We start from the raw sequence: 11,902 nt of genomic DNA on the forward strand, positions 1-11,902 counted from the left end.
GTTATTAACTTATCCATAAGAAAGCCCCTGTTAAGGGACTTTCTAGAGGGGGTTAACCAAATACAAGTTACTAATTGCAGAGGTTACTGTATTTGATTATGTTGTCTCAATTGATTTTCCAATTGCTGTAATTGCTGTTTTTCTTCAGGTGTAGCATCCTGATAAGCAGCTTGAATCGCATTTTGTGCAGCTTGTTTATCTTCTGCATTAGAAGCATTGTTTTGCTGATTCATAAAGTTCATCACAGCATTTCTTGCTTGTTGAAATAAATTATTTTGATTGTTTTCCAACCTAAAACCCTCCTACTGTATGGTTATCAGCTTCATCTTGTTTTCTCTGCACCTCAGAGAATCTGCTTCGATAAGGGAAGCGTTCAGCATGCTTTTTTACAGAATCTGCGCTCTGTTGGGCAAAACGCTTTGATTTACTTGCTTTACTCACGATATTTCCTCCTTTGTGCATATGCACTTTTTGAAAAATCATGATTGAAGTTATCCTAGGCGTTTTATTACGTCTCCTGCTATTCGAAAGCAAAAAAGGTGAACACATGAATTGTGCTCACCCTTAGTGTGATCTTGTTCTCCATAATTATAAATGGAAATAATTGAATTTTTAGCGATAATAAGATATTTTTAAGCAGTAAAAGTGCCACTGTAAAAGAATAACAACGCCATAAGAAACAGATTTTAGCCTAGTTTTAAATAGGTTTGTAAGAAATTTGCTATTCCGTTTTCTTCATTAGAATCTGTCACGTATTTACTTATGGATTTTAATTCATCAATTGCATTGCCCATAGCTACACCTACCCCCGCGTAATCAATCATTTCTAAATCATTATCTTCGTCACCAAAAGCGATAATGCGGTCTGCGGGGATATGGAAATAATGAGCAATCTTCTGTAAACCAACAGCCTTATTCATTCCTTTGCGAACAATTTCAATAATGTTCCATGGTGCTCCCCAATTTCTGTGTTCAATAAGGTCAGCATGAAAGTCATCGAGATTCTTTCGCAATGTGGAAATATGTTCATCTTTCGGATGAATTAAGATAGAAGTAGGGTCTTCTGTTAATTTATTTCTCAGACTCCCTATTGTAAAAGGGGGGTCATTTTGTGACATATGAAATATATCAATAATGGCCTGATCATATTGATCTAAATACACATCATCCATAACTTCAGCCAAAATATTTCGTACATTTAACTCATAACACGTTCCGATAATTTTATGAGCTGTTCGAATGGACATCGGACTGTGCAGAGCATCCCATTTCTTATCATTTGGATGGTGAATAAGTGCACCATTAAAGTTTACCATCGGAGTAGTTAACCCTAATGTTTTATAATAACCAATACTTGCCCGATGTGGTCTGCCTGTTGCAATAACAACGATATGACCTTCGTCCATTGCTCTTAAAACGGCTTGTTTTGTTTTAGGGCTGATTTCTTTTTTATCGGTTAACAGTGTTCCATCAAGATCTAATGCTATTAAGTGTCTGTTTGTTTGCATATTTACAATCACCTCATCTGTTCATAGTGTATAGTCGAAACGAAGGAATGTAAAGTTAAAACTTGTCCTAACATCTATGTGTCTTGCTCTATTCTGCACATAAAGTACTGTTAGATTAAAAAATTAAAAACATATATATTTAGATGGCTTATTCGGTGCCCAAACAATTGGGAGAAAGATGCTTTATCAATTATAATCCAATAATAATGTAAGTTTTTTAATTAAAGAATGAACGGTGTAATGATTAAAAGTTGATAGGCATTCTTTGTGATAGTAGAATGAAAAATATACGAATACGTACATAAGGGGACAGTGTAGCATGATCGGAATATATGAAGAGAAAATTGACACCATTCCAAGCTTAATTATAGTGGATGCAGAAAAAAACGGCGTCGCTTTGCCCGTAATTACTTATTTCCACGGGTTTACCAGCGCAAAAGAGCATAATTTGCCCCTAGCATTTTTACTTGCTCAAAAAGGATACCGGGTTATTTTGCCAGATAGCAAGTATCATGGCGCCCGAGAAAATGGCATTCATGCGGAGGAAAGACAACTATCCTTTTGGGATATTGTAGTACAAAATGTAACTGAATTACAATATATAAAGGATTATGTAGATGAAGCTGGATTATTATTAGATGATCGCTTTGGCGTAGCGGGGACAAGCATGGGAGGAATAACGACTTCTGCTGCCATTACCCAATATGAATGGGTTAAAGCAGCTGCTATCTTAATGGGTACACCGAAGATTACAACCTTTGCTCAGGAAATTATTGATGCGTTTAAACAAAGAGGCGATCTGCCTGTAGAACAAAAAGAAATTACGAACTTGTTGGATCAGCTATCTAAGTATGATTTGTCTCAGCAACCAGAGAAGTTAAATGGACGCCCGTTGTTTATCTGGCATGGGGAAGTAGATGAAATTGTACCGTTTAATCATGCTTACTCTTTTTATAAACAAGTAGCACCAACTTATGCTAACTCTAAAGATATTGTTTTTCTAGGAGAAGCAAATCGTGGTCATAAAGTAGGAAGATTTGCCACACTTGAAACGGTAAAGTGGTTTGTAGATCATTTATAATCAAGTTATACGCTATTTTACATAAATATTCCCAGCTTACAAGCATAGGAATTCATTCAAACCGTTTTCAAACTGTTTGTAACAAGCGTTGTTTTCTTTAAATATACACAAAAATATGTTTAAATAGTAATAACATATTGGAGGAGGGAAAATGTATGGATGAAGCATTAAAGGAGAATCTTTTTGGTGCATTAGAAAATGTTATTGATCCTGAATTAGGCATAGATATTGTTAATTTAGGTTTAGTATATGATGTAGAATTAGATGAAGAAGGTATATGTAAGGTTACCATGACACTAACTTCTATGGGATGTCCGCTTGCTGGACATATTGAGCAAGATGTGAAACACGCATTATCTGATATTCCTGAAGTGAAAGAAACGGAAGTTAGCATTGTTTGGAACCCTCCATGGGGCAAGGAAAGAATGTCACGTTATGCTAAAATTGCACTAGGTATTCCGGATTAATTTATTACCGTGGAAATAAATCAAAAGCAGTTGCCTGACATAGACAACTGCTTTTTTTATTCCATGGAATCCATTGTGTTTTTATCGTGTAAAGATAATAATTGCTAGGATTCCAACTACGAAACAATAGAAACTAAAATACTTCAGGTTGCCTTTAGCCATGATGTTAGCGAACCATTTAAGGGCAAAATATGTAGCAATAATGGAAGCTAAAAAGGCAATAGCATAAGGAATCATTAATTCATTAAACCTTTCATCTTTGACAATATCACTTACTCCTAAAATCGTTACCCCAAGGCTAACGGGAATATAAAGTAAAAATGAAAAACGAAAAGCAGTTTCCCGCTTCATGCCGACAAGCATAGCAGCAACAATAGTAGCACCTGAACGGCTAATCCCAGGAACTAATGAGACGGCTTGTGCTGCACCGACAATAAGTACGTCTTTTATCGTTAAATCTCCGTCATTTTTCTTCCCGTGAAGATTACGAATTATCCATAAAGCTGCCCCAGTAATCAGCAAGGTGTATCCGACAGCAACAGCTTTAATGTCACTTATATAGTCGTTTAATAAGAAGCCTAAAACTCCCGTAGGAATGGTTGCTACAATTAGAAATACGATAAATTGAAAGTCAGCCGTTGCTTCATTATCTCTATCTTTTTGTAAAACAAATCGAAGCCCATTTTTTGTTAACCGAATTAAATCTTTACGGAAAACGACCAGGACAGCGATTAGTGATCCGAAATTTACTAAAATTTCAAATGACAATCCTGTTAATTCGACTTGTAAATGAAGGAGATCACGAAGCATAACTAAATGTCCGCTTGATGAAATAGGTATTGGTTCCGTGAAACCTTGAAATAAACCGAGTAATAAATATTTTAAAATGATACTTAAGCTAGATATAGCGTCCATGAAAAAATCCTCTCCAATATTTCTCTTTTGTAAGATTAAACTTAAATGGAAAATCAAGGTATTCATTTACCTTACAGGAAGCTTACAATTTTGTAAGCTCTTTAGCTGTACTATAGAAAACAAAACGTTAAGAAGGGCGATTTATACTCATATCCCTTTAAGAAACCTCAGAGCCTTGCGATAAAACTTGTTGCAATAGTAGATTTTGACCACTATACAAGTCACCAACCTATGGGCAAATGAATAGGCTGTGTGGTGAGGAGGCAGATAATATGAGTCACAGTCATCAACATATATACGATGTTTGTAAGGATCATATGCATGCTTATGTGCTTATTGAGTTAGTAGATGGTTCTAGCGTTGACGGGATAATAACTGGTTTGGATCACGAATCTGTATATTTAGCAGTACCAATAGAAGCGCATGAACAACATCACTCACATATGCAGCAAGGGCATAGCCAACATCACAGACAATTTGGTTATGGCTATCCAGGATACGGTGGGCCTGGTTATGGTTACGGAGGATATGGGTACCCTCCTAACCGATTTCGAAGGCTTATTTTACCATTAACTGCTTTAGCTGCACTCAGCATTTTACCATGGTATTAATGGAAACAAGAAAAAACCCTTGCCTTATACGTTAAAAAGAGGCAAGGGCTTTCCCTTTTCTTCAATTAGGCAACTGTGGGTACGGTACAAACGTACAATCCTGAAACTAGCTATGTATGGAGAATAAACTAAAGCAACGGTGTGGGCTTGCCACACAGTTGCAGTGTCATTATAAATGGACTTAGTTATCTTCTTTTAAAATACCGTCACCTAGTACGGATACCATAACAAAAAAGACGACTGATAATCCGATGGTTGCTGTTAAGTTGAATGGTTCACTTCCCATACTTGATAAAACATAGGAAACCACTGCGCCAATTAAACATGACCAGAAAAGTGTAACAATGTATCGCATGATAACACCTCGTTTTTCACAGTAACTTTATAGAAATATCTCTTTCTAGTTTACCAAAACAAAGATGAAAAAAAAAGTATAACTTGCATTTATTGAAAATCATAACATTAATGTAACGAATGGAAGAGTTCTTTTCTCCATAAGAATATTATGGAACAATGAATACTTATTCTATATCCAGTCATGTATTTGAAAAGAAAGTTAATGGAAGTAAGGAACACGTATGCTAGAGAAGCTTCCTCGGAGATAACAGGGCTTAAATGCATTATTTGCAGAAAGAAATTGAAGTACTGCCCTTGCAAGTCAGCCGTTCAAATGTTGCGGGGAGCTCTGCTAGAAGCTTTTCTGTATACCGTATATATGAAAAAAATTACGAACAGGAGTGGTGTCTTTGGTTACGGCGGTTGCAAATTGTAATCATTGGATTGGTTTTCATATCACGAATCAATTATTGGAACAAGGCATGAAAGTGGAAGGGATTGTAGACTGTAAGAAAGATGATTCACTGTCTCTTTTTTTGGGGAGAAATAGTAATTTTTCTTTTTATTCAGGTGATAAAAACGAAATATATGAACAATTCATTTGCCTTGGTTCCATCCATGAAGATGTCAATATTTCTGCGGAAGTATGTGTAACACTAGCACATCCAAGTACAGTACATGGATCTACAAGCCTAAATGGCGTATTTATTGAATTACCTCTTTTATTTGGTGAATGGATGCCTATGTCAGAGAATGGTATGTATTTTCAAGGAGAACTTGTTCCTTTTTCATCGGATTATTTTCTTCAATATGCCGTATATATTCATGATTTTATAGACGTTTTTCTTAATTGGTTAGAAATGTACGAGGTAGGTGAGGAGAAGCAAAACGTAAACAAAATAAAACTTGATAATTATATAGATATTAAGGACAATAGACCTAAAGAGGCGACAGTTAATCAGGTCATTCAACACTTTCGAAATCAACGATTAGGGAAGAGGTTCTGACCAAAGGACGTAGATTAACGGACTTGTAAGCGAACGGTAAATTTTTGAATACGTGGACTTTTTGTTCCATAGCCAGCGTTAGGTGAGCAACAATTATAAGTACACGTATTTGTAAAGTGATTTTATGAAAACATGTCTTAATGCAAATCTTTATCGTGAAAGCTGTCGTTTTTCTTATACTATAAACCTTTAAACTTTCCTATAGCATAAAAAAGGCGGTTGTCTTCATACGAAAATAGAGTGGGAGGTGTTTCTATTGCGAAATGTTTTTGTCATTATTAGCGTGTTAATGATACTAGGTAGCTGTAGTAGCCCCTTGCAAACAGAACAGCGAATACAGAATGTGGGTATGTTATTAAACGGAAACATCTCTGATCACGTATGGAATGAATAGGGTACCAAGGACTTGTTTCATTAGGAGAAAAGTATGGAATGGATGTTTATTATAAAGAAAATGTGGCAACTGAGAAGGAAATTATTAAAGCGATTGAGGAATTTTCCAATCAAGGAGTAAATCTTATATTTGGCCATAGTTCTTTTTATGGAAAACACTTTACAGATGTTGCTGAGAATTATTCCCATATACAGTTTGTTTATTTTAATGGTTCATATGTTGCAAAAAATGTAACTAGTTTTACATTTGATACGTATGCGGCTGGATATTTTGCTGGTATGTTATCTGGTAAAATGACAGTTGCAAATAAAGTGAGCATCATTGCTACTTATGAATGGCAGTCAGAGATTGAAGGCTTTTTTGAGGGAGTTAAAAATGTAAACCCGAAAGCGGAAATAGAATTAGCTTTTTTAAATGACTGGAATGAGGTGCAAACAGCACAAAGGATTTACCAACAAATGAAATCAACGGGTGTAGATGTATTTTATCCAATAGGTGATACTTTTAGTGAAGAGATTATTAAGTATGCAAAAAGAGATGAGGTTTATGCCATTGGGTATAGGACTAATCAAGCAGAGTTAGCAGAGAATACAGTTTTAACTTCGACTGTCCATCATGTAGAGAAACTGTATGAATATGCAGTGGAACATGTGAATGATCGCAAATTAACCGGACAATTAAAAAGCTTTGATTTTCAAGATGGTGCTATTTCTTTAGCGCCTTTTAGTGACCAAGTGCCCCTTTCTTATCAATATGAGATGAACCAAGCAATGGAACATTATACAAATACGGGATTGCTCCCTGAAATGTAGTTATGTTATTCATATCGATTACTATTCGGTATTGAAAGTGACCTCTCCCCCTTTTTAAGCTGAATATAAGCTGCTGTAAGATCACGCTTAATTGGACAAGTCTACAGTAGATTAAAGCTCTTCGCATAAACTTCTATGCCGTAACAAGTATTGACAGAGAATTTAAACGAACCATAGAAAAATAGACAAAGCGTTTGATGTTATAAAGAATGGACGATAAGATAATTTTCGCTAATGCCATGAAAAAGTAGTAAGATTAAAAGAAACCTTCCTACGAACCATCATTTAAAAGCTAGGTAAGATTATCAGCCTGTAACTTGCAAAAAAAATCACGATACATTAAAATTAGTACCAAGTAATAATAATAGATAATAATAATTTTAGATTATTTTTTAAGGAGATGGAAATATGGATGTTGGTGTTTTAGGTTTAGGTCATTATGTTCCTGAAAAAGTTGTTACGAATCATGATTTAGAGAAGATCGTCGATACAAATGATGAGTGGATTCGTACGAGAACAGGTATTGAAGAAAGAAGAATAGCAGAAGAGGACATGGATACTTCAGATATGGCGTTTTTAGCAGCAGAAAAAGCTATTAACAATGCAAATCTAAAACCTAACGATATAGACCTTATTTTAGTCGCAACAGTAACTCCTGACACACCATTTCCCTCTGTTAGCTGTATGATTCAAGAACGTTTAGGTGCAATGAATGCAGCAGCCATGGATATTAGTGCAGCTTGTTCAGGTTTTATGTATGGGATGGTAACAGCAAAGCAATTTATTGAAAACAACACATATAAACATGTATTAGTTGTAGGTGTAGAAAAGCTGTCAAAGATTACTGATTGGTCAGATCGTAGCACATGCGTATTGTTTGGTGATGGTGCTGGTGCAGCCGTAATGGGCCAAGTATCGGATGGTAAAGGGATTCTTTCGTTCGAATTAGGTGCTAATGGCGCAGGCGGAAAAGAATTAAAGCAGGAAAAAGATACTGGTTATTTATATATGAATGGTCGTGAAGTATTTAAATTTGCTGTTAGACAAATGCCAGAATCATCTGTTAATGTAATTAAAGCTGCTGGATATAAAGAAGATGATGTAGATTATTTAGTGCCACATCAAGCAAATATCCGCATCATGGAGGCGGCTCGACAACGATTAGGTATCGCCGAAGATAAGATGGCCCAAACAGTAAAGAAGTATGGCAATAACTCTGCAGCTTCTATACCAATTGCTTTGTCGGAATCAGTCGCAGATGGTAAAATAAATGATAATGATTTGATCGTTTTAGTTGGCTTTGGCGGCGGTTTAACATGGGGCGCCTTAGCCATAAAATGGGGAAGATAACTGGATGGAGCTAGGAGGAAAACCATATGAAACAAAGAAGAGTTGTAGTAACAGGAGTTGGTGCTGTTACGCCTGTTGGAAATCATGTTAGTACCATGTGGGAAAACATAATTTCAGGGAAATCAGGGATTGATTTTGTGACCAAAGTGGATAAAGAACTATTTCCGGCTAAGGTAGCTGGAGAAGTGAAAGATTTTGATCCAAGTGCCTATATCGAGAAGAAAGATGTTCGTAAAATGGACTTGTTTACACAATACGCTGTTGTAGCGTCAAAAATGGCGGTTGAAGATGCCAACCTTACTATTGATGATGATAATCGGAATCGTGTAGGCGTTTGGATTGGCTGTGGTATCGGTGGTATGCAAACTTGGGAAGATCAGCATCGAAAACTGTTAGAAAAAGGGCCTAAGCGAGTTAGTCCATTTTTTGTACCAATGATGATCCCAGATATGGCTGCGGGTCAAGTTTCTATTCAATTAGGTGCAAAAGGGATAAATTCATGTTCTGTTACAGCTTGTGCTTCAGGTGCAAGTTCCATAGGTGATGCGTTTAAAGCCGTGCAGCGTGGGGATGCAGACGCTATTATTACAGGTGGAACAGAAGCGCCGATATCTAATATGGCGTTTGCTGGCTTTTCTTCTGCCAAAGCACTTTCTCTTCATGAAGATCCACAAAAAGCAAGTCGCCCATTTGACAAATATCGTGATGGGTTTGTAATGGGGGAAGGTAGTGGTATTTTAGTGATAGAAGACTTAGAAAAGGCGTTAGAACGTGGCGCGCATATTTACGCAGAAATTGTTGGTTACGGTGCTACTGGTGATGCTTATCATATTACTGCGCCAGCAGAAAATGGCGAAGGTGCAGCACGTGCGATGGATATGGCGTTAAATGATGCAACAATTGCACCAAATGAGGTTGATTATATTAATGCACATGGTACGAGCACAGCCCTTAATGATAAATTTGAAACTGCTGCTATAAAGACAGTGTTGGGCGACCATGCGAATGATGTTGCCATTTCTTCAACAAAATCAATGACAGGACATTTACTAGGTGCTGCTGGTGGTGTAGAATCGGTGATTTCTGTTAAAGCAATTGAAGAAGGAATCATTCCGCCTACCATTAATCTTGAACATCCTGACCCAGATTGCGACTTGGATTATGTTCCAAACAGGGCAAGAAAACAGCATGTTCAAGTTGTGTTAAGTAATTCGCTTGGATTTGGCGGTCATAATGTTGCACTACTATTTAAGAAATACCAAGCATAGTTAGAAAGTGAGAAGAAGGAACGCTTCGTAGTTGTGAAACGTCATAAAAAATAAGAAAGCCGATCAAATTTGATCGGCTTTTTTTGTGGTCTAGGAAATTATAAAATTTTAGCAGCTGTGGATAAACTTACTAAGTTATTTAGCCACGTCCGGCGCAAGCACCCAGCAACTAGCGACTTCACTCCATTGCCCTACGCTAAGTCACCATTGGTTCGTGGTTAAGAGGAAGGCCAACTAAAAACGGGCTTGCCGGAGGGCGCCGGCATACTCCTGTTGCAGGGCATAATTCCTAAAACTTTCGTTGATTCGTTCCAGTCGCTACGTTGCTAACCGGGTGCCCAAAGCCTTTGTTCCACTATAGGAAAGTATAAAAGTTTATAGTATAAGAAAAACTACGCCTTTCGCCATGGAGAGTTGGAAAAGGGGCAGTTTTTCTAACATGTATGGTTTGGGACAAGCATAGTCTATTAAAAAGGACAAGGCAGGAGAGGGAAAATGGGATACGTGTTTTTATTTTTAATGGGCTTTGGTTTTTCTATTATGGGTGGTGTCACCATTATTGCATATATGAATTTTCTTCCAGCTGGTCTATCATGGGGGGAGTATATGAGTTTTATAGCTAGCAGAGTAGAATGTTATTTTCTTCCAGTTGGACTAATTATCATGCATATTGCTTTAAAACGTTACCCAAACAGTTAGCCGTCTATTTCACGAATGCTTGGTTGTAACTATTTAAAAAATGTTTGTTGAAAATATATAGTTCAAAACGCTCATTTGAAAAATAATATGTTGCAACTAGAATATTTTGTCTGCTAGATGGTCATAATGTATGTTAAATTCAGTTTGAAAAAGTGAGGGTTGTTTTATGCTATATATGCATGATGTTTGGGTGAATTGGTTTGAAGGAGAAGAGAATGGTTATAATGTATGTTATTTTCATGAGTGGCGTAAAGATGATGGTATTGAATTACTAGATCAAATACCATTATTATACATAACGAAAGAACTGTTCTCTTATATTGAAAATGATATGCAGGAAATCCCAAAACCGCTTTTAGACGCTATCTATAAACGTGCTTATATGCGCAAAGGGCATGATAGAACAGTTCTAGAATATGCTAGCATTATAACAGATGGCAAAGAAATCCTTATCTTTGACACTATTGGTTATCGAATCCCAGTTCGAAAAAGCAGATTAATTCCAAGGCAAGAACAGCTCGTCTACGATATGATAAAAAATGCCAAAGTGCAATCGTTTAAATATGACGGGAACAATTATAAAAAAGAATACCATATGCTTTCTATGCCACCAGAACTCATTTTTGGATTAACTAGAAGAGAGCGTCAACTAAAACAATTAATGATGATGGGGCTAGATCAGTTATGGACGACAAATAATTTGGAAGAGTTACGTTACTGGTTAACAGAATGGAATCCAAAACGTTATCCATATATTCGTTTTATGGATGAGAAAGCAGTTTGGACTGCCCTATATGAAGGTGTGAAAAAAGGTTGGAGTGATCGGCATGAGGATTTCTGTCACAAACTTATTAAAGGACAGCCTTTCTTGGAAAAAATGTGGGAAATAGAAAATGGGCAAGAACAAAATGCTTCGAAATAATGGATGTTTAGAAAAACTTAGCTTACCGCCAAATCTTTATGGTGGAAGCTGTCGTTTTCTTATACTACTTAAAAATTATACTCCCTCTATATACTAACGTTTTCTCTTGTTTTCTTTGTTTTTCTTAGAATTTCATTTTATTTTTTACTCATTAACGATATTTAAGACCGTGTAAGCATAATTTTTAATGTAGAAGGGTGCACTTAATAAGCCATCCTTCTCTTTTTGAAAAAAATGGGAATTTTCACTGCTATGATCGCACCTTCTCATCCCACAATACTCATGGTGACAAACCCTCCCACATCTCACAGCGTCTTCGCGCATACATTCCTTCGTTCGGTCTATCCATGAAGTGGGGCCGGCGTTGCTTTCCTACAGGGTCATTGCCCGATTGTATAAAAATTGCCGGCTGCTCCGTGCTTCCATTGTTATCTCGTATTTGTATAAAATGAACTTCTTAAAAAACGTCTAAACGGAGGTTTCGTTATTACTTAGTTAAGCTGCACTCTGTAAGCGAAAATGCGGAATATCA

The 11,902-nt window shown here is 36.6% G+C and carries 15 protein-coding genes; 10 read left to right on the forward strand and 5 right to left on the reverse strand.

The window, feature by feature from the left end; all coding sequences use genetic code 11:
• Nucleotides 1-83: 83 nt before the first annotated feature.
• From BUB45_RS05660 to BUB45_RS05670, 3 genes are all read right to left on the reverse strand, one after another.
• Complete coding sequence (locus BUB45_RS05660) at nt 84-290, reverse strand: DUF3813 family protein (RefSeq protein ID WP_073006165.1); 207 nt, start codon at nt 288-290, stop codon at nt 84-86.
• Between the two features lies 1 nt (nt 291).
• Nucleotides 292-441, reverse strand: a complete 150-nt coding sequence (locus BUB45_RS19755; RefSeq protein WP_162985778.1) for a hypothetical protein — start codon at nt 439-441, stop codon at nt 292-294.
• Between the two features lie 245 nt (nt 442-686).
• A complete protein-coding gene (locus tag BUB45_RS05670; protein WP_073006168.1) occupies nt 687-1,508 on the reverse strand; it encodes a Cof-type HAD-IIB family hydrolase in 822 nt (273 codons plus the stop codon).
• Between the two features lie 319 nt (nt 1,509-1,827).
• Here BUB45_RS05670 and BUB45_RS05675 point away from each other — a divergent pair, with 319 nt between their 5' ends.
• Nucleotides 1,828-2,589: a prolyl oligopeptidase family serine peptidase gene (locus tag BUB45_RS05675; protein ID WP_073006170.1), complete on the forward strand. Its 762-nt coding sequence runs from the start codon at nt 1,828-1,830 to the stop codon at nt 2,587-2,589.
• A 155-nt stretch (nt 2,590-2,744) separates the two neighbouring features.
• Nucleotides 2,745-3,056: a metal-sulfur cluster assembly factor gene (locus BUB45_RS05680; RefSeq protein WP_073006171.1), complete on the forward strand. Its 312-nt coding sequence runs from the start codon at nt 2,745-2,747 to the stop codon at nt 3,054-3,056.
• An 81-nt stretch (nt 3,057-3,137) separates the two neighbouring features.
• Here the strand turns inward: BUB45_RS05680 and BUB45_RS05685 are convergent, their stop codons facing one another.
• Nucleotides 3,138-3,962, reverse strand: a complete 825-nt coding sequence (locus BUB45_RS05685; protein ID WP_371413727.1) for an undecaprenyl-diphosphate phosphatase — start codon at nt 3,960-3,962, stop codon at nt 3,138-3,140.
• Nucleotides 3,963-4,243: 281 nt separating this feature from the next.
• Here BUB45_RS05685 and BUB45_RS05690 point away from each other — a divergent pair, with 281 nt between their 5' ends.
• The gene (locus tag BUB45_RS05690) at nt 4,244-4,582 is read left to right on the forward strand and encodes a hypothetical protein (protein ID WP_073006174.1); all 339 of its coding nucleotides are present in this window, start codon (nt 4,244-4,246) and stop codon (nt 4,580-4,582) included.
• A 181-nt stretch (nt 4,583-4,763) separates the two neighbouring features.
• Here the strand turns inward: BUB45_RS05690 and BUB45_RS05695 are convergent, their stop codons facing one another.
• Nucleotides 4,764-4,937: a DUF2929 family protein gene (locus BUB45_RS05695; RefSeq protein WP_073006176.1), complete on the reverse strand. Its 174-nt coding sequence runs from the start codon at nt 4,935-4,937 to the stop codon at nt 4,764-4,766.
• Nucleotides 4,938-5,328: 391 nt separating this feature from the next.
• Between BUB45_RS05695 and BUB45_RS05700 the strand changes: the two genes are divergently transcribed.
• From BUB45_RS05700 to BUB45_RS05725, 7 genes are all read left to right on the forward strand, one after another.
• Complete coding sequence (locus BUB45_RS05700; RefSeq protein WP_073006177.1) at nt 5,329-5,925, forward strand: hypothetical protein; 597 nt, start codon at nt 5,329-5,331, stop codon at nt 5,923-5,925.
• 256 nt (nt 5,926-6,181) lie between these two features.
• Nucleotides 6,182-6,319, forward strand: coding sequence for a hypothetical protein (locus tag BUB45_RS19760; RefSeq protein WP_170861711.1), 138 nt, complete (start codon nt 6,182-6,184; stop codon nt 6,317-6,319).
• Nucleotides 6,320-6,357: 38 nt separating this feature from the next.
• On the forward strand, nt 6,358-7,131 hold the full coding sequence (locus tag BUB45_RS05705) for a BMP family ABC transporter substrate-binding protein (protein WP_084723548.1): 774 nt from the start codon (nt 6,358-6,360) through the stop codon (nt 7,129-7,131).
• Nucleotides 7,132-7,539: 408 nt separating this feature from the next.
• A complete protein-coding gene (locus BUB45_RS05710) occupies nt 7,540-8,481 on the forward strand; it encodes a beta-ketoacyl-ACP synthase III (RefSeq protein WP_073006179.1) in 942 nt (313 codons plus the stop codon).
• 26 nt (nt 8,482-8,507) lie between these two features.
• Nucleotides 8,508-9,749: a beta-ketoacyl-ACP synthase II gene (fabF, locus tag BUB45_RS05715; protein WP_073006181.1), complete on the forward strand. Its 1,242-nt coding sequence runs from the start codon at nt 8,508-8,510 to the stop codon at nt 9,747-9,749.
• A gap of 495 nt (nt 9,750-10,244) precedes the next feature.
• Nucleotides 10,245-10,448, forward strand: coding sequence for a YuzI family membrane protein (locus BUB45_RS05720; protein WP_073006183.1), 204 nt, complete (start codon nt 10,245-10,247; stop codon nt 10,446-10,448).
• A 166-nt stretch (nt 10,449-10,614) separates the two neighbouring features.
• Nucleotides 10,615-11,370 carry a YjbA family protein gene (locus tag BUB45_RS05725; protein ID WP_073006195.1) on the forward strand — a complete coding sequence of 252 codons (756 nt, stop codon included), beginning with the start codon at nt 10,615-10,617 and terminating at the stop codon, nt 11,368-11,370.
• Nucleotides 11,371-11,902: the final 532 nt, after the last annotated feature.

The sequence above is a fragment of the Virgibacillus chiguensis genome (assembly GCF_900129865.1).
GTDB lineage: Bacteria > Bacillota > Bacilli > Bacillales > Amphibacillaceae > Virgibacillus > Virgibacillus chiguensis.

Excerpts from the sequence above, each read along its gene's own strand:
- BUB45_RS05670 (WP_073006168.1), bottom strand. The coding sequence starts at position 1,508 with ATGCAAACAAACAGACACTTAATAGCATTAGATCTTGATGGAACACTG.
- BUB45_RS05675 (WP_073006170.1), top strand. The coding sequence starts at position 1,828 with ATGATCGGAATATATGAAGAGAAAATTGACACCATTCCAAGCTTAATT.
- BUB45_RS05680 (WP_073006171.1), top strand. The coding sequence starts at position 2,745 with ATGGATGAAGCATTAAAGGAGAATCTTTTTGGTGCATTAGAAAATGTT.
- BUB45_RS05690 (WP_073006174.1), top strand. The coding sequence starts at position 4,244 with ATGAGTCACAGTCATCAACATATATACGATGTTTGTAAGGATCATATG.
- BUB45_RS05695 (WP_073006176.1), bottom strand. The coding sequence starts at position 4,937 with ATGCGATACATTGTTACACTTTTCTGGTCATGTTTAATTGGCGCAGTG.
- BUB45_RS05705 (WP_084723548.1), top strand. The coding sequence starts at position 6,358 with ATGGATGTTTATTATAAAGAAAATGTGGCAACTGAGAAGGAAATTATT.
- BUB45_RS05710 (WP_073006179.1), top strand. The coding sequence starts at position 7,540 with ATGGATGTTGGTGTTTTAGGTTTAGGTCATTATGTTCCTGAAAAAGTT.
- fabF (WP_073006181.1), top strand. The coding sequence starts at position 8,508 with ATGAAACAAAGAAGAGTTGTAGTAACAGGAGTTGGTGCTGTTACGCCT.
- BUB45_RS05720 (WP_073006183.1), top strand. The coding sequence starts at position 10,245 with ATGGGATACGTGTTTTTATTTTTAATGGGCTTTGGTTTTTCTATTATG.
- BUB45_RS05725 (WP_073006195.1), top strand. The coding sequence starts at position 10,615 with ATGCTATATATGCATGATGTTTGGGTGAATTGGTTTGAAGGAGAAGAG.